This is a genomic window from Agrococcus phoenicis (genome assembly GCF_047302415.1).
Classification (GTDB): Bacteria; Actinomycetota; Actinomycetes; order Actinomycetales; family Microbacteriaceae; genus Agrococcus.
Genome location: NZ_CP154854.1, coordinates 2,563,944 through 2,583,640, shown reverse-complemented (window position 1 = coordinate 2,583,640; position 19,697 = coordinate 2,563,944). Strand labels below are relative to the sequence as shown.

Sequence of the window (19,697 nt, the reverse complement as noted above, 5' to 3'; positions counted from 1 at the left end):
GCCCACCGCCGGCTCAGTCGTCGAGCACGCCGTCAGGGTCGTCGACGCGCACCGCGTGCCCGTCTCGCTCCAACCGCCGCACGCCCTCGCGCAGCATCAGCCTGCCCACGGCGTTCGCACCGCTGACGCGCGAGAGGTCCAGCACGATCGGCTCGTCACCCTCGGGGATCCGCTCCAGCTCGCGGAGCGCCACCTCCGCCGCCGCGAAGTGCATGACGCCCTGCAGCCTGACCTCGCGCACCCGATCCCCGTCGTCGTCGGGGTCGACCACGCCGTGGAGCACGTGCGAGGCGACCTCCGGCGTCTGCATCAGGTGCAGCCCCATGTCGCTCGAGAGGCGCTCGCAGGCGCGCACTCCCCGCACGCTGTTGCCGAAGCGGTCGAGCCGCGGCGAGAACGTGCCGATGCCGACCTGCCCGGGCAGCGAGGCGAGCACGCCGCCGGAGACGCCGCTCTTCGCGGGCATGCCGACGTGGCTCATCCAGTCGCCGGCCGCGTCGTACATGCCGCAGGTCGCCATCACGCTCAGCACCTGCCGGCACACCCACGCCGGCACGACCTGCGCACCGGTGACGGGGTTGCGGCCGCCGGCGGCCAGGGTCATCGCCATCACCGCCAGGTCGCGCACGTCCACCACGAGCGAGCACTGCCGCGTGTAGCCGTCGACGGCATCGCCCGGCGCATCCTCCAGCTTTCCGCGCGCCCGCACGAGGTACGCGAGCGCCATGTTGCGGTCCGAGGTGGCGCGCTCCGAGGCGAAGACCTCCTCGTCCACCTCCAGCGATCGGCCGGCGAAGGCCGAGAGCCCCTCGATCACCCGCGCCGTGCTCTCCGCGGCCGTCGCATCCGGAGGCCCGGTCAGCGCGTGGGTGGTGATCGCGCCGATGTTGATCATCGGGTTCCGCGGCCGGCCGTTGTCCTCGAGGGAGATCTCGTTGAACGCATCGCCGGAGGGCTCGACGCCCACGTGCGCGAGCACGGCCTCGAGGCCGCGATCCGCGAGCGCCAGCGCGTAGGCGAAGGGCTTCGACATCGACTGGATGGTGAAGCGGTGCTCGGCGTCGCCCGCGGCGTAGAGCGTGCCGTCGACCGTGCAGAGGGCGACGGCGAAGCGATCGGGGTCGACGGCCGCGAGCTCCGGGATGTAGGTCGCGACCTCGCCCTCGTCGCCGTCATCCATGCAGGAGCGCAGCACGGCCCCCAGGTAGTCCGTCACCGGTGAGCGCATGCTGCGAGGCTACCGACCGCCGCGCGCGCCGCGCGCCCTCGGCGGTCGCGCGCACCTGTGCACGGCGCGGGCGCTGCGTCAGCCCGACGTGGTTGCATCGGATGCGTGCAGTCACCCGAGCCGGGCGCGTCGCGCCCCGAGGCAGCCCGCCGCGAGTCGCGGGCGATCGCCGCCGCCTGGGGCGCGTTCGGCGTCGGCCTCGCCTTCGGCCTGCTCGCCCTCGCCGGGGAGCCTCGCCCCATCGCCGGCGACCTCGGCGACCCGACCGTCGCGCATCCGGCCGCCGGCATCGCCGCGATCGTCGCCGCCGCCTCGTTCGTGCTCAGCACGCTGCTGCACCGCCGGCACGAGACCGCGCCGATGCCCTCCTGGCAGCGCGCGGTCTCGCACGCCTCGACGGCCGCGCTCACGCTCGCCCTCGCCGCGGTGAGCGCCATCGGCGTGCTCACGGGCGGCGAGATCCTGGCGCTGGGCCTGCAGGGACTGGAGGCGCCGGCGCTCGGCGGTGCGCTGCTCATCGGCATCGCGAGCGCCGCGGCGGGCTGGCTGGCGTTCCAGGCGGGCATCGAGCTGCGCACGCGCGACCTCGCAGCGCTGCTGTTCGGCTACCTCACCATCGGGACGGTGCTCGCGATGATCACGGCCGCCGATCCGCGCTGGTGGGAGCGCCACTTCTCCGCGCTCGGCACCGGCGATGGCGCCTGGGCCTTCAACGGCACCGTCATCGTCGCCGGCCTGCTGGTCGCCACGATCGGCTCCTTCATCGGCCGCGACCTGCACCGCTGGCTCGGCGACGCCGCGCTGGGCCGCATCGGCGCCGTCGTGCTGCTCTTCGCGCTCACGGGCGCCTGCCTCGCCGCGGTGGGGCTGCTGCCCGTCACCGACGCGCGGCTCGCGCACACCATCGCCGCGTTCGGCACGCTCGCGCTGTTCGGCGTCACCGCCGCGGTCGTGACGCTCGTGATGCCGGGGCCGCCGCGCGCGATGCTCCTCACCACCGTCGCCGCCGCAGTGGCGATCGTGGTGGCGCTGCTGCTGTGGCGACCGCTGGCGGTGTACAGCGCCGCCGGGCTCGAGGCGGTCGCGGTCGGCATCCTGTTCGTGTGGATGACCGCGCTCGTGCGCACCGTGGCCGCCGGCGCACCGGAGGCATCCCGCCCCTCGGCGCAGCGATCGCTGCTGCCAGGCGCGGACGTGGTTCGATCAGGGGCATGACCGACCTCGTCTCCCGGCTCCGCGATGCGGTGCGCGGCATCGCGCATCCCGCGGGCGGCGACCGCAGCAGGGCCCGCGCACGGCTCGAGCTGCGCGCCGTGCTGACCGCCGGCGCAGCCGGTGGCATCGCCCTCGTGATCGCGCTCCTGGTCCTCCGGGGCGACACGCACCCCCTCGCCGGCGACGACTCGGTCTCCCGGGTCGCCGCCTTCACCACGGGCGGTGCCGCAGCCGCGTCGTTCGGGCTCGCCCAGCTGCGCTCCGCGCACCGCTTGCCGACGCTGACCGAGCACCTGCAGCGCACGGCGCGCGCGTGCGCGATGCTCGCGATCGCGCTCGTCACCTTCGGGCTCGGCTACCTCGCCGCGTACTCCGCGGGCGAGGTCTTCCAGGCGGGCTTCGTGGGGCTGGAGCTCGACGCGTTCGGCGGCGCGCTGGCCTGCGCGATCGCCGCGGGTGCGGCGGCCTACCTCGCCCACCCCCTGGGCGACGACATCTCGACGCGCACCCTCGGCGTGCTCATGCCCACCTTCCTGGTCGTGGGGGTGCTCTTCTCGATGCTCACGGCATCCAACGAGGAGTGGTGGGAGGTGCACTTCTCCGAGCTGGGCGCCGACGGCGGCATCTCGGGCTTCGCCTTCAACATGACGCTCGTGCTCTCCGGCGTGCTCGTGGCCACCATGGGCGGCTGCGTGCGCGCCGACCTCGATCGCATCACCGGCCGGGGCGAGCGGGGCGGCGCCGAGTGGGTGGGCCGGCTGCTCGCGCTCATCGGCGCGTGCATGGTGCTCACCGGCATCGTGCGCGTCGACATCGCGCAGTGGCTGCACATCGGCTTCGCCGCCAGCATGGTCGTGGTCTTCCTCGTGCTGTGCGTCAGCCTGCCTCGCCTCGCGCCTCGGCTGCCGACCGTCGTCCACGTCGTCTCGATCGCGATGGTCGCCGGCATCCTCGTCGCGCTCGTGCTGTGGGTGCCCTTCGGCTACTACAACTTCACCGGCTTCGAGTTCGCGGCCTGCGGCATCATCTTCATCTGGCTGATCGTCTTCGTGCGCGCGCTCGACGCCGCGACCGCCGACCGCGACGCGAGCGCTGCGGCCGCATCTGCCGGAGACGGTGCGTCGGAGTCGACATCGGGCACGCGAGGCGGCAGGGTGGAGGCATGACGACCCACGATGCCGAGCCGGAAGAGGTCACGACCCCTTCGGACACCCCTGAGGGCAGCGAGACGCCCGAGGAGGCGCAGCGGCGCAAGTTCCGAGAGGCGCTCGAGAAGAAGAAGCTCGGCCACCACGGCCAGGGCATGGCAGGCCAGACGAGCGTGCAGGGCGCGCACACGGGCCCCGCCGTGCAGAAGCGCGTGCACCGCCGCAAGAGCGGCTGACGGCTCGCGCCCCTCGCGCCGCTCGCCGTCGTCTGACACGGTGGATGCGCGGCACCGCGGTGCCGCCGACGAGCGAAGGAGCACGCGATGACGCGAACCGCCATCATCACCGGAGCCGCATCCGGCATCGGCCAGGCCACGAAGGCCCTCCTCGACGGGCGCGGATACCGCACCGTCGGGGTCGACCTGCAGGGCACCGACGTCGACGGCGACCTCTCGAACCCTGAGGGCCGGCAGGCAGCGGCAGCAGCGGCGCTCGAAGCCGCAGGAGGATCGGTCGACGTCGTCGTCGCGTGCGCGGGCATCTCGGCGCCCATCGCGAAGACCGTGTCGGTCAACTACTTCGGCGTGACCGAGTTCCTGGAGGCCCTGCGCCCCGCGCTCGCCCGGTCGGCCGCGCCGCGGGTGGGCATCACCTCGTCGTTCTCGTCGCTGCAGCCGACGTCGCCGGCGCTCGTGGACGCGCTGCTCGCGGGCGACGAGGCGACGGCGGTCGAGATCGGCGGCCAGGCGGCAGCGCAGGGCGAGCAGGCCGGCTTCGTGAACTACAGCGGGTCGAAGCGGGCGATCTCCCGCTGGGTGCGAAGGGTCGCGCCGACGCCCGAGTGGGCCGGTGCAGGCATCGCCGTGAACGCCGTGGGGCCCGGCATCGTCGAGAGCCCGATGACGGCAGAGCTCCTGCGCGACTCGCTCGAGATGCTCGACGCGCAGCTGCCGATGCCGCTGAACTACCACGCGAAGCCCGAGACGATCGCGGGCCTGCTCGCATGGCTGGTGAGCGAGGAGAACACGCACGTCACCGGCCAGACCGTCTACATCGACGGCGGCGCCGAGGCGCTGCTGCGCGGCGACGACATCTTCAGCGCGCTGCCCGACGTGGGCGGGCAGGCGCCGGGCGACGCCCCCGCCTAGCGGCGTCGGCGCACGGCCCGGTCAGCGGGGCGGCAGCCAGCCCGCTCAGCCCGCCGCGGCGAGGTACTCGAGCTGCGCCGCCATCGACGCGCGCGCGGCGAAGCGGATCTCGTCGTCGACATCCGCGTAGACCCGGTCGGTGACCGCGTCGACGTCGGCCGCCTCGGCGCTCATGCCGAGCTCGGCGAGCGCGTCGCGCACCTCGGCGAGGCGCTGCTCGCGGTGGGCGCGGTACTCGCGGGCCGCCTCGGCGATCGAGGGGCGCGGATCGCCGTGGCCGGGCAGCACCTCGAGGTCGCCGAGCGCCTCGAGCTTGTCGAGCGTCGCGAGGAACGCGCCGACCGAGCCGTCGGGGTGCATGATCACGGTGGAGCCGCGGCCGAGGATCGTGTCGCCCGTGAGGACCGCCTGACCGGGCACCACGATCGAGACGGAGTCGGCCGTGTGGCCGGGTGTCGCGAGGATCTGCAGCTCGACGTCGTCGACCGGGATCCACTCGCCGTCGACGAGCGGCTCGCCGCGCAGGCAGTGGTCGGTCTCGAGCGCGCGCAGCTCCGCGCCGGTCGAGCGCGCGAGCTCGGCCGCCCCCTCGCTGTGGTCGGCGTGCCCGTGCGTGACGAGGATCAGTCGCGGCCGCAGCGCCACGAGCGGTTCGAGGTGCTCGGGATCGGCCGGCCCAGGATCGACGACCACCTGGCCGCCGAGCACGTAGGTGTTCGTGCCGTCGAGGGTCATGAGGCCAGGGTTGGGCGCGAGGATCCGCTGGATGTCGACCATGCCGACGACCCTACGCGCGACGGGCGTCACGCGGGCTGGGCACGCTGCACCGCGGTCGCCCGCCCCGGCGTGCCGCGGCTCGATGTGGGCGGCCTCTGATGGCATGGGGCCATGGATCCCCTGATCGTCGCCGTCGCCCTCCTGGCCGTCGTGGCGGCCGGCGTGCTCGGCGCTGGGCTCGGCATGCGCGCCGGCGCCGCGCGCGCTGGCGGAGCGCTCGAGGCGACGCGCAGCCGGCTCGAGGCGCTCGAGCAGGAGCGCGACCGAGAGCGGGACATCGCCGAGCGACGGCACGCCGCGCACCTCGAGGAGGTGCGCGAGGAGGCCCAGCGCCGCATCGCCGACGAGCGCGAGCGCGGTCGCGAGGCGATCGCCGCGCTGCAGGCCGACGCCCAGCGCCGTGCCGACGAGTTCGCGCAGCTCTCCAGCGCCGCGCTCGAGCGCAACTCCGCCCTCTTCCTCGAGCGCGCCGAGGAGCGCCTGCGTCGCTCCACCACCGAGGGCGCCGCAGAGCTCGCGAAGCGCGAGGCCGCCGTCCAGCAGCTCGTCGAGCCGCTGTCGAGGTCCCTCGAGTCGGTGCGCGGCGAGGTGACCGCCGCCGAGAGGGCGCGCGCCGAGGCGAACGCCGCGCTCGCCGAGCAGCTGCAGGCGATGCGCTCCTCCTCCGAGCAGCTCACGCTCGAGACGCGCCAGCTCGTCAACGCCCTGCGGGCCCCGCAGGTGCGCGGCCGCTGGGGCGAGCTGCAGCTGCGCCGGGTGGTCGAGGCAGCCGGCATGCTCGAGCACGTCGACTTCACGGAGCAAGCCCATCACGTCACCGACGACGGCGCCCTGCGCCCCGACATGCTCGTGCACCTGGCCGGCGACAAGCAGATCGTCGTCGACGCGAAGGTCGCCTTCAGCGGCTACCTCGAGGCGATGGAGGCGCGCGACGACGCGACGCGGGACAAGCGGCTCGACGCCCATGCCAGGCACCTGCGCGACCACATCGACCAGCTCGGCTCGAAGGCCTACTGGGAGGCGGTGCCCGGCAGCCCGGAGTTCGTCGTCATGTTCGTGCCGGCCGAGCCCTTCCTGAACGCGGCGCTGGAGCGCGACCCCTCGCTCTTCGAGCGCGCCTTCGACCGCAACGTCGTGCTCGCCACCCCTGCCACGCTCGTCGCCCTGCTGCGCACCGTCGGCTACACGTGGCGGCAGGAGCAGCTCGCCGGCGAGGCCATGCAGGTGCTGGAGGTGGGTCGCGAGCTGCACAAGCGCCTCGGGACGATGGGCACGCACCTGACCACGCTCGGCACCCGCCTGAACAAGACGGTCGAGGCGTACAACGCGTTCAACGCATCCCTCGACCGCAACGTGGTCACGCAGGCCCGCCGCTTCTCGAGCCTGCAGGGGCTCGAGCCCTCGCTGGAGGGCAACGCGCCGCTCGAGGTGCTCGCGGTGCCCGCCCAGAAGGCCGACCTGCACGAGCGCAGCGCGGATCCCGCGGGAGCGTCGGACATCGAGGGGGCGTCGGACACCGAGGGAGCGAGCGAGGGCACGCGCGCCGACCGCGAGATCCGCGAGATGACGCGCGGGTTGAGCACAGGAGCGGCCGACTCGGCGATAGCGTGAGCGCGTGACCGCCATTCGCACCGCCGCGACGCTCGTGCTCATGCGCGACGGCGCCGGCGCCATCGAGGTGCTGCTGCTGCAGCGGCCCGACCGCGGCTCGTTCGCCGGTGGTTGGGTGTTCCCGGGCGGCAAGGTCGAGCCCGTCGACGCGGTCTCCGACGACCTCGAGCTGACCGCGCGCAACGCCGCCGTGCGCGAGACGGCTGAGGAGACCGGCCTGGTCGCCGCGCCCGAGTCGCTCGTGCCGCTCTCGCACTGGTCGCCGCCCGTGCAGCTGGACACGAAGTTCCTCACCTGGTTCTTCGTGGCCGAGGCGCCCGACGGCGAGATCGTGCCGCAGCCCTCCGAGGTCGTCGACCACGTCTGGATCCGGCCGGCCGATGCGCTGAAGCGACACGGCGCCGGCGAGCTGCGGCTCTTCCCCCCGACCTGGGTCACGCTCGACACCCTGATGGCCTACCCGACGGTCGACAGCGCGCTCGCGGCGCTGCGCAGGCACGACCTGCGCGTCTACGCGACCAAGCAGGACGCGGCGCGAGGGCTCGCCATCTGGGAGGGCGACGAGGCCTACGAGGGCGAGGCGCCGGAGACCGACGAGGGCCCCCGCCACCGGCTGCACGTGGGCTCGCTCCCCTGGAGGTTCGAGCACCGCTGACCCGGCCCGCGCCGGGCCGGCGGCCCCGTTCCGCGGGTCACGGCGTCGTCGGCACCCGCTCGCTCGCGGCGCCGCGCGTGCGCGGCGACTTCCAGATGCCGGTGACCCTCGCGACCACGATCAGCGCCGCGCACACCGCGGCGCATCCGAGGCCGACCCACAGGTTGCCCCAGCTCGCGACCGCGACCGGGAAGAGCGCCGTGATGAGGCCGCCGCCCACGAAGGGGCTCGCGAAGGGCGCCCTGAGGGCGAAGCCGCGGAACGCGTTGGTCTTGAAGTTCGGGTCGGCGGCGCGCAGCAGCACGAGCCCGACCGAGACGACTCCGGTCATCGCGCCGAAGTTCACGATGCTGTTCTCCACCCAGTCCTTCGCGAAGATGCGCGGGCCGATGAAGGCGAAGATCGCGACGCTCATCGCCGCGACCACCACGAGCGAGATCACGAGCGCCTGCCAGTTGTCGATGAGGACGGGGAGCGAGAGCGACGCGACGGCGGCGACGACCAGGAAGTCGAGCGCGATGCCCGCGATGGCGTTGAGCGTCGCCTTGTCGACGAGCTCGTAGGCCGGCGTGCGGCGGATCACGACGTGGACGATGAGGCCGCCGATCATCGCGAGCGGGAAGAGGGGCACGCCCGTGATCACGAGGTCGACGAGCAGCTTGAGGCCCGTGCCGATCAGCACGGCCGCCGCGATGAGCGCGAAGTGGAACGCGAGGTTGTCGAGCGATGCGCGGTTCAGGCGCCCCTGCGACTCGACGCGCGCCTCCGCCACCGGGAGGATGTCGGTGGAGGGCTCGCCGCCGTCGCCTCGGGCGTGCACGAGGTGCCCTCGGCGCACGGCGATGTTGATCATCACCATGCCGGCGACGATGCCGAAGATGAGGCCGGCGGTCGCCGAGCCGAGCCCGAGCGAGGAGCCCGCGGCCCACCCCAGCGCGCTGTAGGACTCCTCCATGCCCGCAGCCGTGCCGTGGCCGCCGGGCCACGAGACCTCGAAGATCGTCGAGAACAGCGGGTTGGTGCCGAACGCGGGCGTGAAGATCAGGAAGGTCAGCAGCGCGGGCACGGCGACGATGGCGAAGCTGCTGAAGTAGGAGTAGAAGACGTGCGGCGCGGCCTCCTTGATCGCCTCGCGCGCCTTCGGGAGGCGCTCGCCCAGCAGCATGGGGGCGAAGACGATGGTGATGAGGATGCCCGCGAGGCTCGACCAGGTCGTGTTGAGGGCGTCGGGGACGACCCCGAGCGCGTGCGGGCCGAGCAGCAGGCCGATGAGGCCGCCGATGAGCGCAGCGGGGATGAAGTAGCGGCGCAGCGGGCGGATGAGCGCGCGCAGCAGGACACCGGCGAGCAGCAGCACGCCGAGCAGGCTCACGGCGATCAGCAGCGAGCTCAGCATCCCTGCGTCGATCGCGACGAGGTCGGGCATCGAGGCCTCCTGGGTCAGGTCGGTCGGGTCGAGGACATGGGGGTCAGCGGAACCGCTCGGGGCTGAACGGCGCGAGCAGCGGCGAGGCGGTCTCGTGCAGCAGCTGCTCGGCGAGGTGGCGCGAGACCGCGGGGGCGATCGCCCAGCCGTGCCCCGACCATCCGGTGGCGACGGAGAGGTTCGCGCCGCAGCGGCCGATGACGGGGATCTGGTCGACGGAGGCGCTCTCGGCTCGAGACACGTCGGCGCTCACCACCTCGAGATCGGTCAGGTACGGGAAGACCGACTGCAGCACGGCGACGTTGCCGCGCACGCGCTCCTCGTCCACCGCCCCGCCCGTCGCCGTGGCGCGGCCGCGCCACCCGCCGCTCAGCATGAGCTCGTCGCCGAGCGACTTGACCGAGAGCGGGCGGCTCTCGTGCCCGGTCAGCATCGGGATGCGCGGCGCAGCCGAGGTGCGCAGGCGCAGCGCCTGCGGGTAGACGGTCCACAGCGGCAGGTCGTGCCCGGTGGCCTGCACCAGCAGGTCGCGGACGCCGACGTTGTTCGTCAGCAGCAGCTCGCGGCCGACCGCGATGCGCTCGCCGTCGGCGGTGATCACGGCACGCACCTGAGCGGAGGCGTCGAGCTCGAGGCGCTCGACCGCCGTCTGCTCGCGGATCTGGACGCCGAGGGCGCGGGCGGCGCTCGCGTAGGCCTGCGTCGTCGCAGCATGCGATGCGACGCCGTCGGTCGCGACGAAGGATGCCCCGCGCACCGCCTCGGAGATCCCCGGGTACTCGGACGCCACGCGCGCTCGGTCCCACACCTCGGTGGCGATGCCGAGCGCCGACTGCACGCGCGCATGGGCGTCAGCGGCCTCGATGCCCTTGAAGCCCGTGCTCGCTGCACCGTCGATGAGGTAGGTGCCGCCCGTCCGGACGAAGCCGGTCGGCGCACCGAGCTCGTCGTGCAGCGTCGGCCAGGTGGCGTTGGCCTCGGCCATCAGCGGCAGCTCGCGCAGGTCGCGGCGGTTGGCGCGCACGCCGCGCTGCCCGAAGCCGCCGGAGGCGCCACTCGCGATCGTCGCGGATTCCAGCACCAGCACCGTCTGCGCGCCGAGCTTCGCGAGGTGGTAGGCCGTGGCGATGCCGTGGACCCCTCCACCGACGATGACGAACTCGTGCTCCACCTGATCTCCAGACTGCTCTGCCTGCACCGCGACCGCGCCGCTGCCCGGGCTGCGTCGCGACTCCGCGCCTCGCCGAGCGATCAGCCTGCCTTCGGGTGCTGGCTATCGTAGGCTTTCTTTCACCCAGCGTCAAACATGAAGCTATTCTTTCAGCGAGAGGATGTTCCCATGTGGCCGAACCCCATCGCCGCCCTGACGCGGCGCGAGCAGTCCGTCGCGATGCTCGCGCTCGAGCGGCCGCTCCAGTTCGCGACCGCGAGCGGCAGCGAGATCGCGCAGCAGACCGGCACGAGCGAGGCGACGGTCGCCCGAGCGGCCCAGAAGCTCGGCTTCCAGAACATCAAGGAGATGAAGGCGTTCTGCGCCGAGCAGCTCCAAGACCCCGCGAACCTGCAGCACGTGCTGCACGGGCGGCTCGAAGCAGCCTCGGGCTCGACCGATGACGCGCCGGACCCGACGGCACCGGCTGCGATGGTCGCGGTGCTGCGCGCGGCGGCAGCGCTCACGCTCGGCGTCGCGTCCAGCCTCGACTGGGCGGTCGCCTCGCGCGCCGTCGAGGCGTGCAGCGAGGCGCCGAAGGTCACCGTCTACGGGCTCGGCACCGCCGCGTTCCTCGCCGGGTACGCCGATCTCGAGTTCGCCCGCATCGGCCTCGACTCGCGCGCGGTGACGGGCGGCGGCCACACGAACGCCGACGCCGCCTTCCGCATCGGCGCCGACCACGCCGTCCTCATCATCGCGCCGCGGGCGATGTTCCCCGACGTCGAGCGCTTCGCCTCGGCGGCGCTGCGCACGACGCCCAGGGTGTTCGTCGTCACGCAGGGCGCCGTCTCGGCAGAGCTGCGATCCGCTGGAGCCCAGGTGCTGCGGCTGCCGCCGACGCACGGGAGCGCGGCCACGGAGGCGACGAGCTGCATCGCGCTCCTCGACGCGCTCGTGGCCGAGATCGCCCGGCGCGACCCCGAGCGCGCCATGGAGGCGCGCGAGCGCGCGCAGCGCCATCGCAGCGAGTTCTCCCGATGAGCGCGGCCACGCGAGACGACCCGATGCGCGTCGCCGTCCTCGGAGCGGGGTTCGTCGGGGTCGCGCTCGCGCAGGCGCTGGTGCGCCGCGGGTGCAGCGTGACGCTCATCGACCCCGCGCAGGAGATCGCCGGCGCGTCCGCGACGACGTTCGCGTGGCTCAACAGCCACCGCAAGCGACCCGATGCGTATCAGGCGCTCAACCGACGAGGGCTCGACGCCTGGCGCGAGCGCTTCGGCCCGGAGCACGCGGCGCACGTGCGGTGGAGCGGGCACGCGGTCGTCGTGTCGCATCCCGAGCACGTCAGCGCGCTGCGCGAGCGCGTCGCGCACCTGCGCTCCCTCGACTACCCCGCGGCGCTCGTGCCGCTCGCGGACGCGGCCGCGGAGGTGCCCGGCGCGGCCGTCCCCGGTGCGATCGCAGCCGAGTTCCCCCTCGAGGGCCACTGCGCGCCGGCGCCGATCCGCGCAGCCATCCTGGCGAGCCTCGAGGCCTCCGGGCGGTGCACGCGCATCGAGGATCGTGCCGTCGCCGTCGAGGGCGAGGAGGTGGCCCTGGCATCAGGGCGCCGCATCCGCGCGGACCGCGTCGTGATCGCCGCGGGCAACGGCAGCGCGGCGCTCGCCGCATCGGCAGGCTTCGCGCTGCCGATGGTGCCGCAGGCGGCCGGCGGGGCCGCGTGGGGCTACCTCGCGCGCATCGCGGTGGCCGCGCACGGCATCGATCGCGTGCTCTCGACCGACGAGGCGAACATCCGGCCGGACGGGCCCGACGCGCTGATCGCGCAGTGCCTGGACCTCGATCGCACGGCGGGCCCCGACGTGCAGCCGTCGCCCGCGCTCGCCGCGACCTTCGCGCGCCGGATGCGGCAGCTCCTGCAGCGCGAGGACGTCGCGGTCGACCAGGTGCGCGTCGGGCACCGCGTGGTGCCGGTCGACGGGCAGACCGTCGCCGGCCCGCTGGACGGCACCGCCCGCGGGAGGGTGTGGGCCGTCGTGACGCACAGCGGCATCACCCTGGCACCGCTGCTCGCCGAGACCATCGCGGCCGAGCTGGTCGAGGGGAGCGCGAGCCCGCTGCTGGACGGCTTCCGCCCCGCGCGCTTCGCCGACGGCGCAGCGCCGACGGCGGTCGCGACCGCCGCGCGGCGACCCGGTGAGCAGTAGCCCGCGGCGTCAGCGAGCGCGCTCGCTCGCGCCCTCGAGATCCCGCGGCAGGCGATGCTTCGCGATGCGCTGGCTGGGCGTCAGCGGCATCGACTCCACCACGCGCGCATAGCGAGGCACCTGGAACCTGGCGAGCCGCTCGCCGCCCCACGCGAGCACCGCTGCGGGATCGACGCGGCGCCCCTCGGCGGCCGTGCACAGCAGCAGCATCTCCTGCTCGCCGACCTGCGCCTCGACGCCGACCACCGCGCACCGGTCGATGTCGGGGTGCAGCCCGAACACGCTCTCGATCTGCCACGCCGAGATGTTCTCGCCGCGCACGCGGATGCTGTCGCTGTTCCTGCCGGTGAAGTGCAACCGACCCGCATCGTCGAGGAAGCCGAGGTCGCCGGTGCGGAACCACTCGCCGTCCCGGGCGCCGGAGCTCGCAGCAGCGTTGCCGAGGTAGCCCTCGGTCAGCAGCCCGGGGATCCTGCCGCGCACGCGCACCTCGCCGATCGCACGGCCATCGGCGTTCGCCGGCGCGGCGCCGACGCTCGCCGAGGGGTCCTGCGATCCGTCGATGGCGATCTCCACCCACGGCAGCGCCTCACCGACGCCGCCGTCGACCTCATCCCTGTTGACGGTCACGATGCTCGAGGTCTCCGTCATCCCGTAGCACTCGTGGAGCGCGAAGCCGAAGCGCTCGCGACAGGCCGCACGGATCTCGCGCGTCGCACCCGCACCCCACGCGACCCGCACGCGGTTCTCCCGCTCGAGCGCGGTCGCCGGCAGCTGCAGCAGGATCTGCAGCACCCCGCCGAGGTAGTGGATGTGGGTCGCCTCGAGGTCGACGACGTCCTGCCAGAAGCGGCTCGCGCTGAACCTCGGCGCGAGCGCCAGCTCCAGGCGCTCGAACAGGGGCAGGAAGACGACCTGCGCGCCCCCGATGTGGAACAGCGGCTCCCAGACGTAGAAGACGTCGCCCGCGCGCGCCGCGGTGACCTCGAGCGCACCGAGCGCGGCCGCGCGGAGCATGGTCTCGCTGACGAGCGCGCCCTTGGGCGGGCCGGTGGTGCCGGAGGTGTACATGAGCAGGCTCGCCCCGCCGCGCTCGGCCACGGGGCTGGATGGCAGCAGGGTGGCGACCCCCGAGGCGAGGAGCGGCCCTGCCTCCTCCGCCCCCGGGAGCGCGCGCGGCACGCCGGGGTCGATCCCGAGCTCCGCCGCGAGCGGCGCCTGCCGCTGCACGATGACGTCGGTGGCGCCGGAGTCGCGGAGCTGGTGGCGCAGCGGCTCGCCCTGCAGCTGCGGGTTGAGGGGGATCCACAGCGCACCGATGCGCAGCAGCGAGAAGATGAGCACGACGTGGTCGATGCCGACGGGCAGCGCGATCGCGACCCGAGACGATGCACCGAGCCCGAGGCCGCGCAGGTGCGCGACCGCCTCGTCGACGCGGCGATCGAGCTCGCCGATGGAAACGCTGCCGATGCGGTCGCGGGAGTAGCGCCGATCGGGGTCCGTCGCCGCCACTTCGCGCAGCGCGTCGGCGAGCCGAGGCCCGTCGATGAAGCGCGCGGCCTCCGCCAAGGTCGTGCTCGAGGTCGTCACCGGCGCTCGGCGCCCTTGCTCGCGACGAAGTCGCCCGCCGTGCGCTGCGGCTCGCCGTCGCCGTACGCCTGCGTGTCCGCAGCGAGCGCAGCGGCGAAGGCGTCCTCGAGCCCGGGCATGAGCGTCTCGCGGATCCGTCGCTTCGTGAGCGCGAACGCCTGCGTGGGGAGCGCGGCGAGCTCGGTCGCCAGCTCGATGCTGCGCGAGAGCACCTCGCCCTGCGGCCGGAGCTCGGCGATGAGGCCGAGGTCGAGCGCCTCCTGCGCGTCGAGCAGCCGGCCGGTGAGCATCATCTCCGCCGTCTTGCTGTGCCCGAGCGACTGCCAGGTGAGGTACATCCCCGTGATGCTCGGGATCCCGGAGCGCACCTCGGGCTGACCGATGCGGACGCCCGCGTGCCCGATCCGCAGGTCGCACAGCAGCGCGAGCTGGTAGCCGGATCCCGCGGTGACCCCGTTGAGCGCGGCGATCACGGGCTTCGAGGTGGAGAGCACCGCGTCGTAGACGGTGCGGAACGTGTCGAGCCACTCCTCGACGTCCGCCTCGGTGAAGCGCGCGACCTCCTTGAGGTCCTGGCCGGCGCAGAACGCGCGGTCGCCCGCTCCGGTGATGACGACGCCGTCGACCGCGGGGTCCGCGTCGAGCGACGCGAGCTGCACCGCCATGTCGCGCTGCATCTCCTGGGTCCAGGCGTTCATCGCCGAGGGGTTGGTGAGCGTGATGATGCCGATCCGGTCCTGGATCGTGATCTCGAGCGTGGCCATGGCTTACTCCTTCGTCGATTCGTGGTTCGCGGGGGCGCTCGCGGCGGATGCGGCGGCGACGTCGGTCTGCAGCGCGTCGAACTGCGCGGTGATGACCTTGGGCTGCTTGGGCCCGAGCCAGCTGCCCAGCCACAGCGCGAGCATGCCTGCGATGAAGCCCGGGATCAGCTCGTACAGCCCGATCGTGTCGACCATGCGGTAGACGATGACCGTCGATCCGCCCGCCACGATGCTGAGCAGCACGCCGAACCAGGTCGCCTTCCGCGAGTAGAGCGAGGCGAGCAGCGCCGGGCCGAAGCTCGCGCCAAATCCCGCCCAGGCGTAGGCCACGAGGTCGAGGATCGTGCCGCCCTGGAGCGCGACGACCACGCCGACGACGGTGCAGGCGAGCACGGCGATGCGGCTCAGCCAGACGACGGTCTTCGCGGGGGCGTCCCGGTTCACGAACGCGCGGTAGAAGTCCTCGGTCAGCGTCGCCGAGGCGACCACCAGCTGCGAGTCGGCGGTGCTCATGACCGCCGAGAGGACTCCGGCGAGGAAGATCCCCGCCACCCAGCTCGGGAACAGCTCGGAGACGAGCGTCATGTAGGCGTCCTGCGGGTCGGCGAGGTCGGGGCCGAGGATCGCGATCGCCGCGAGGCCGATGACGCCGGCCGAGCCGAGCAGCGTCACCGAGAGGAAGAGGCCGAGGCGCGCGCCGCCGCGCGCGGACTTCGCCTGCTTCATGCCCATGAAGCGCGCCAGGATGTGCGGGGAGCCGAAGTAGCCGACCGCCCACGCGAGCCCGGAGACGATGGCGACGAACGGGACGGCGCTGGTGGTCACCCAGGAGCCCTCCACCTGCTCCACTCCTGCCAGCGGCGACCACAGGTCGGGGTTCTGCGCGCCCACGGCGTCGATGAAGCCGCCGACGCCGCCGACGGTGACGACCGCGACCACGGAGAGCACCAGCAGGCTGCCGAACATCAGGCAGCCCTGGATGACGTCGGTGTAGCTGCTGGCCAGGTACCCGCCGAGCGAGGAGTAGATCATCACCACGAGCGCGCCGATGATGGTGCCCGTCACGACGGAGCCGCCGAAGATCTGCTGGAAGATCACGCCGGTGGCGATGAAGGCCGAGCCGAGGTAGATGACGTAGAAGATGATGATGAAGACGGCCGAGACCGAGCGCAGCGCGTTGCTGCGGAAGCGGTTGGCGAAGAATCCGGGCAGCGTCACCGACTCGCCCGCGGCGGTGCGGCGCCAGTCCCCGACTCGGCTCGAGTACTCCCGCAGACGGCCCGCGAGCACCCGCCAGCTGAGGTAGAAGCCGAGGGTGAGGCCGAGGATCAGCCAGATGTTGCTCATGCCGCTGATGTAGAAGGCGCCCGGCAGCCCGAAGAACACCCACTGGCTCGAGTCGGTCGCCTTGGCGCTCACGGTCGTCACGAACGTCCCGAGGCGGCGCCCGCCGATGGCGAAGTCGCCGATGTCGTTGTTCTTGCGATACGCCCAGATGCCGATCGCCAGCACGGCGATGAGGTAGACGACGAAGACGACCATCGTCGATGGGTCAGCGGTGTTCGACATGGTGCAACTCCGTCGTCGTAGTCGGATCTCCGGCGTCGGCGGGCTCACGAGCACGTCGCCGATGCCTAGCAACTCTAGGAAGCCGTCGCCCCCGCAGCGCTCCCCCAGGGCCAGAGTTGCCGTCGCTCGCCATCAGCCGCGCTTACGCTCGCGCAGCGCCAGCGCCGCACGGGCGTAGGCTCCCGGCGTGGCCGTCGACATCAGAACGCTCCGCACCATGCGGTGCATCATGCGCGCCGGATCCTTCGCCGCGGCGGCTCGCGAGCTGGGCTACACGGCCTCCGCCGTCTCGCAGCAGATGGCCGGCCTCGAGCAGGCGCTCGGGATCCAGCTGTTCGAGCGGGAGGCGAGCCGGGTCGTGCCGACGGAAGCAGCGCACTACCTCGCGCAGCGCTCCGACGAGGTCTTCGAGCTGCTCGACCAGGTGGAGATCGACATCGCGCGGCTCGGTGCGGGGCAGGCGGGGCGCCTGCGCGTCGGTGCGTTCAACTCCGCCGGCGGGCCGCTGCTGGGCACGGCGATCGCGCGGTTCCTCGTGCGTCGTCGCGAGGTGGAGATCACGCTCGACGAGGGCGAGCCGCACGCGCTCTTCCCGCTCGTGGCCAACGGCAGCCTCGACCTGGCCCTGGGCTTCGAGTACGACCTCGTGCCCTCGGCCTTCCCCGCCAACCTGCGCCTGACGGAGGTGATGACGGAGGGGCTGTGCATCGTCGCGCCCAGGAAGCATCGATTCGCGCGCAAGCCCCGGGTCGGGCTGCACGAGCTGGCGAGCGAGACCTGGGTGGCGCACGGCGAGGAGACGCCGTCGCACCAGTGCCTGATGGCGCTCTGCCGACAGCACGGCTTCACACCGCGCATCGCCTTCCGGAGCAACAACCCGGGCACGGTGCAGGGCATCGTCAAGGCCGGGCTGGCGATCGCGCTCATGCCGGAGATCACGCTGCGCGACGCGACGGATGCCACGGTGGTGCTCGCGATGGCCGAGCGCCTGCCGCAGCGGAAGATCATGTCCGCCGTCCGCGCGAGCGACCCGAACCCGCTGGTCGACGCCTTCGTGACCGCCCTGCGTCAGGTCGCCGCCGACTGAGCGGTCGCGTCGATCGGCCGCGGCGCGGTCGGCCGGCGTCTCCGAGCCGCCGTCTGGCCGACCGCCACGCCGGCGAGCACGACCGCGATGCCCAGCCACTGCCATCCGGTCAGCGCCTCGCTGCCGAGCGCGACACCGAGCAGCACGCCGGTGACGGGGTTGAGCAGCCCGAGCAGGCCGACCTGACCGGCCGTCAGGCGGCGCAGCGCGCTGAACCAGCACACGAAGGCCACCGCGGTCGCGACCACCGAGATGTAGGCGTAGCCCAGCACCGCGGTCGCCGGCAGCCCGGTCGGCACGCCCTCGAGCAGCAGCGCGAAGGGCAGCAGGACGAGCCCACCGGCGGTGAGCTGCCAGGAGGAGGAGGCGACCGCGTCCACCTCGCCGCTCCAGCGCTTGCCCAGCACCGAGCCGAACGCGTACATCGCCATGCCGGTCACGGACGCGGCCACGCCCCAGCCGTCGATCGCGCCGACGGAGGCGGCCATGAGCAGCACGACGCCCAGCAGCCCCATCGCCGCGCCGAGCAGTCGCCTCGCGGTGGGCCGCTCGGCGACGAGGCCCCAGGCGATCAGCATCATCGCGATGGGCGACAGGCTCATGAGCATCGCCGCGATCGAGGTCGGCAGCAGCTTGGCAGCGACGTAGACGAGCACGAAGAACGCGCTGCAGTTCAGCAGCCCGAGCACGACCGACCTCCACCACCACGCGCCGCGCGGCAGCCGCCGGCGCAGCACGAGCAGCAGCAGCCCGGCCGGCAGCGACCGCAGCATCGCGGCGGTCAGCGGCTCCTCGGCGGGCAGCCAGTGGAGGGTCACGAAGTAGACGGAACCCCAGGAGAGCGGGGCGAGCGCGCCGATGAGGATCCACCGCAGCGCGTCGGTGCCGCCAGCCGCCGGCGATCTCGTTTCCATGGAAACCACTCTAGTTTCCATCGCAACTACACTGCAACCATGCAGCGCGACGCCGTGACGACCATGATCGACGAGTGGGCGCGCGAGCGCCCCGACCTCGACGCCTCCCCCGTCGCCATCATCGGGCGCCTCAGCCGCATCGCTCAGCACGTGACCGGCGAGCTCGTCGCGCTGTACCGGCGCTTCGGGCTCAGCGAGGGCGAGTTCGACATCATCGCGACGCTGCGCCGCACCGGCGCGCCGCACGCGCTCGCCCCCTCGGCGCTCGCCGGCGCCACCATGGTCACGAAGGGCGCGGTCTCGAAGCGGCTCGACTCCCTCGAGGCGAAGGGGCTGGTGGAGCGTGCCGCCGATGCGCTCGACGGCCGCGGTCGCGTCGTCCGGCTGACGGATGCGGGCCTGCAGCTCATCGACGAGGCCATGCCCGCGCACCTCGAGAACGAGCGCCGGATCCTGGCGCCGCTCTCGGAGCGCGATCGGCGCGAGCTCGAGCGCATCCTGCGGGCCTGGGCGCTGCACGTCGAAGGCGCTGCTGCCGCGGCTGCCGCGCCCTCGGCCGTCAGCCGCGAGCGCGACGGCGAGGATCGTTAGACAGAGCAACTATGAGCCGCGTTGCTAGCATGGCGCCGTGCCGCTGACCGCCGACGACGCCCGAGGAGCCCCGGGCGATGACGACGGCCGAGCCATGCTCGATCCGCGCCGGCTGAGCGCATCCGCACCGATCGTGCGCGAGCGCGGGATGAGCGATGCCGAGGTGGAGGAGATCGTGGAGCTCTTCCACGCCCTGCGCCGCTGGCATCGCACCTCCCAGGCGCACAGCGAGGCCGGCCGGCGCTTCATGCACCTGGGGGAGAACGACATGCGCGCCGTGCGGTACGTCATGGCGGTCGGCCGCGAGGGCACCATCGTCACCTCCACCATGATCGCCGCGCACCTGGGCATCTCCGGCCCCTCCGTCACGAAGATGCTGGATCGGCTCGCCGCCGCCGGCCACATCGAGCGACTGCCGCACCCCACCGATCGACGCGCGCTCTCGATCGTCGTGACCGACGAGACGCGCAGCTCGGCGACCAGCTCGGTCGGCGCCGACCACAGCCGGCGCTTCGAGGTGGCGGCGTCGCTCAGCTCGGCGGAGCGCCGCGCAGCCACCCGCTTCCTCAGCGCCCTGGCCGACCTGCCGGTCATCGAGCACGAGCGCTGAGCCG

Annotated in this window: 19 protein-coding genes; 11 read left to right on the top strand and 8 right to left on the bottom strand. The window is 73.2% G+C overall.

The features are described 5' to 3' along the window. Window positions 1-13: 13 nt before the first annotated feature. Window positions 14-1,228, bottom strand: coding sequence for a glutaminase (locus AA0Z99_RS12430; protein WP_413317816.1), 1,215 nt, complete (start codon window positions 1,226-1,228; stop codon window positions 14-16). 105 nt (window positions 1,229-1,333) lie between these two features. Here AA0Z99_RS12430 and AA0Z99_RS12425 point away from each other — a divergent pair, with 105 nt between their 5' ends. The 4 genes from AA0Z99_RS12425 (at window position 1,334) to AA0Z99_RS12410 (ending at window position 4,739) form a co-directional block, all read left to right on the top strand. Further along, window positions 1,334-2,443 (top strand): DUF998 domain-containing protein, encoded by a 1,110-nt coding sequence (locus AA0Z99_RS12425; RefSeq protein ID WP_413317814.1) that lies wholly within the window; start codon window positions 1,334-1,336, stop codon window positions 2,441-2,443. Then, complete coding sequence (locus AA0Z99_RS12420; RefSeq protein WP_413317812.1) at window positions 2,440-3,609, top strand: DUF998 domain-containing protein; 1,170 nt, start codon at window positions 2,440-2,442, stop codon at window positions 3,607-3,609. Before AA0Z99_RS12425 ends, AA0Z99_RS12420 begins: the two co-directional genes overlap by 4 nt. After that, entirely contained in the window at window positions 3,606-3,827 is a 222-nt protein-coding gene (locus AA0Z99_RS12415; protein WP_413317811.1) for a DUF5302 domain-containing protein, read from the top strand. The genes AA0Z99_RS12420 and AA0Z99_RS12415 overlap by 4 nt, the downstream gene beginning before the upstream one ends. Before the next feature lie 87 nt (window positions 3,828-3,914). After that, window positions 3,915-4,739 (top strand): SDR family oxidoreductase, encoded by an 825-nt coding sequence (locus AA0Z99_RS12410; protein ID WP_413317809.1) that lies wholly within the window; start codon window positions 3,915-3,917, stop codon window positions 4,737-4,739. A 45-nt stretch (window positions 4,740-4,784) separates the two neighbouring features. On the opposite strand, the gene AA0Z99_RS12405 is transcribed toward AA0Z99_RS12410, so the two are convergent. Then, window positions 4,785-5,516 (bottom strand): MBL fold metallo-hydrolase, encoded by a 732-nt coding sequence (locus AA0Z99_RS12405; RefSeq protein WP_413317807.1) that lies wholly within the window; start codon window positions 5,514-5,516, stop codon window positions 4,785-4,787. A gap of 111 nt (window positions 5,517-5,627) precedes the next feature. Here AA0Z99_RS12405 and rmuC point away from each other — a divergent pair, with 111 nt between their 5' ends. After that, on the top strand, window positions 5,628-7,127 hold the full coding sequence (rmuC, locus tag AA0Z99_RS12400) for a DNA recombination protein RmuC (protein ID WP_413317805.1): 1,500 nt from the start codon (window positions 5,628-5,630) through the stop codon (window positions 7,125-7,127). 4 nt (window positions 7,128-7,131) lie between these two features. Next, the gene (locus tag AA0Z99_RS12395; protein WP_413317803.1) at window positions 7,132-7,782 is read left to right on the top strand and encodes an NUDIX hydrolase; all 651 of its coding nucleotides are present in this window, start codon (window positions 7,132-7,134) and stop codon (window positions 7,780-7,782) included. A gap of 37 nt (window positions 7,783-7,819) precedes the next feature. Here the strand turns inward: AA0Z99_RS12395 and AA0Z99_RS12390 are convergent, their stop codons facing one another. Both AA0Z99_RS12390 and AA0Z99_RS12385 read right to left on the bottom strand, forming a co-directional pair. After that, window positions 7,820-9,208, bottom strand: a complete 1,389-nt coding sequence (locus AA0Z99_RS12390) for a sodium/glutamate symporter (protein WP_413317801.1) — start codon at window positions 9,206-9,208, stop codon at window positions 7,820-7,822. Window positions 9,209-9,251: 43 nt separating this feature from the next. Next, a complete protein-coding gene (locus tag AA0Z99_RS12385) occupies window positions 9,252-10,379 on the bottom strand; it encodes an NAD(P)/FAD-dependent oxidoreductase (protein WP_413317799.1) in 1,128 nt (375 codons plus the stop codon). 168 nt (window positions 10,380-10,547) lie between these two features. Here AA0Z99_RS12385 and AA0Z99_RS12380 point away from each other — a divergent pair, with 168 nt between their 5' ends. Next, window positions 10,548-11,402: a MurR/RpiR family transcriptional regulator gene (locus AA0Z99_RS12380; protein ID WP_413317797.1), complete on the top strand. Its 855-nt coding sequence runs from the start codon at window positions 10,548-10,550 to the stop codon at window positions 11,400-11,402. 23 nt (window positions 11,403-11,425) lie between these two features. Beyond that, window positions 11,426-12,568, top strand: coding sequence for an NAD(P)/FAD-dependent oxidoreductase (locus tag AA0Z99_RS12375; RefSeq protein WP_413317795.1), 1,143 nt, complete (start codon window positions 11,426-11,428; stop codon window positions 12,566-12,568). A gap of 9 nt (window positions 12,569-12,577) precedes the next feature. Here AA0Z99_RS12375 and AA0Z99_RS12370 read toward each other — a convergent pair whose 3' ends face one another. Genes AA0Z99_RS12370 through AA0Z99_RS12360 form a run of 3 tightly spaced genes read right to left on the bottom strand, consistent with a single transcriptional unit; the run spans window position 12,578 to window position 16,491 of the window. Next, a complete protein-coding gene (locus tag AA0Z99_RS12370) occupies window positions 12,578-14,158 on the bottom strand; it encodes an AMP-binding protein (RefSeq protein WP_413317793.1) in 1,581 nt (526 codons plus the stop codon). Next, window positions 14,155-14,922 (bottom strand): enoyl-CoA hydratase/isomerase family protein, encoded by a 768-nt coding sequence (locus tag AA0Z99_RS12365; RefSeq protein ID WP_413317791.1) that lies wholly within the window; start codon window positions 14,920-14,922, stop codon window positions 14,155-14,157. Before AA0Z99_RS12365 ends, AA0Z99_RS12370 begins: the two co-directional genes overlap by 4 nt. Before the next feature lie 3 nt (window positions 14,923-14,925). Further along, window positions 14,926-16,491: a sodium/proline symporter gene (locus AA0Z99_RS12360; RefSeq protein ID WP_413317789.1), complete on the bottom strand. Its 1,566-nt coding sequence runs from the start codon at window positions 16,489-16,491 to the stop codon at window positions 14,926-14,928. 187 nt (window positions 16,492-16,678) lie between these two features. Here AA0Z99_RS12360 and AA0Z99_RS12355 point away from each other — a divergent pair, with 187 nt between their 5' ends. Further along, complete coding sequence (locus AA0Z99_RS12355) at window positions 16,679-17,578, top strand: LysR family transcriptional regulator (RefSeq protein ID WP_413317787.1); 900 nt, start codon at window positions 16,679-16,681, stop codon at window positions 17,576-17,578. On the opposite strand, the gene AA0Z99_RS12350 is transcribed toward AA0Z99_RS12355, so the two are convergent. After that, window positions 17,560-18,492, bottom strand: a complete 933-nt coding sequence (locus AA0Z99_RS12350; protein ID WP_413317785.1) for an EamA family transporter — start codon at window positions 18,490-18,492, stop codon at window positions 17,560-17,562. The genes AA0Z99_RS12355 and AA0Z99_RS12350 overlap by 19 nt on opposite strands. A 39-nt stretch (window positions 18,493-18,531) precedes the next feature. Between AA0Z99_RS12350 and AA0Z99_RS12345 the strand changes: the two genes are divergently transcribed. Beyond that, a complete protein-coding gene (locus AA0Z99_RS12345; protein ID WP_413317783.1) occupies window positions 18,532-19,083 on the top strand; it encodes a MarR family winged helix-turn-helix transcriptional regulator in 552 nt (183 codons plus the stop codon). A gap of 37 nt (window positions 19,084-19,120) precedes the next feature. Beyond that, complete coding sequence (locus AA0Z99_RS12340) at window positions 19,121-19,693, top strand: MarR family winged helix-turn-helix transcriptional regulator (RefSeq protein WP_413317781.1); 573 nt, start codon at window positions 19,121-19,123, stop codon at window positions 19,691-19,693. Window positions 19,694-19,697: the final 4 nt, after the last annotated feature.

Bases quoted from the DNA above. Each gene is read 5' to 3' on its own strand.
- AA0Z99_RS12365 (WP_413317791.1), bottom strand. From the start codon at position 14,922: ATGGCCACGCTCGAGATCACGATCCAGGACCGGATCGGCATCATCACG.
- AA0Z99_RS12375 (WP_413317795.1), top strand. From the start codon at position 11,426: ATGCGCGTCGCCGTCCTCGGAGCGGGGTTCGTCGGGGTCGCGCTCGCG.
- AA0Z99_RS12345 (WP_413317783.1), top strand. From the start codon at position 18,532: ATGCAGCGCGACGCCGTGACGACCATGATCGACGAGTGGGCGCGCGAG.
- AA0Z99_RS12390 (WP_413317801.1), bottom strand. From the start codon at position 9,208: ATGCCCGACCTCGTCGCGATCGACGCAGGGATGCTGAGCTCGCTGCTG.
- AA0Z99_RS12380 (WP_413317797.1), top strand. From the start codon at position 10,548: ATGTGGCCGAACCCCATCGCCGCCCTGACGCGGCGCGAGCAGTCCGTC.
- AA0Z99_RS12360 (WP_413317789.1), bottom strand. From the start codon at position 16,491: ATGTCGAACACCGCTGACCCATCGACGATGGTCGTCTTCGTCGTCTAC.
- AA0Z99_RS12410 (WP_413317809.1), top strand. From the start codon at position 3,915: ATGACGCGAACCGCCATCATCACCGGAGCCGCATCCGGCATCGGCCAG.
- AA0Z99_RS12350 (WP_413317785.1), bottom strand. From the start codon at position 18,492: ATGGAAACGAGATCGCCGGCGGCTGGCGGCACCGACGCGCTGCGGTGG.
- AA0Z99_RS12415 (WP_413317811.1), top strand. From the start codon at position 3,606: ATGACGACCCACGATGCCGAGCCGGAAGAGGTCACGACCCCTTCGGAC.
- rmuC (WP_413317805.1), top strand. From the start codon at position 5,628: ATGGATCCCCTGATCGTCGCCGTCGCCCTCCTGGCCGTCGTGGCGGCC.
- AA0Z99_RS12420 (WP_413317812.1), top strand. From the start codon at position 2,440: ATGACCGACCTCGTCTCCCGGCTCCGCGATGCGGTGCGCGGCATCGCG.
- AA0Z99_RS12430 (WP_413317816.1), bottom strand. From the start codon at position 1,228: ATGCGCTCACCGGTGACGGACTACCTGGGGGCCGTGCTGCGCTCCTGC.
- AA0Z99_RS12405 (WP_413317807.1), bottom strand. From the start codon at position 5,516: ATGGTCGACATCCAGCGGATCCTCGCGCCCAACCCTGGCCTCATGACC.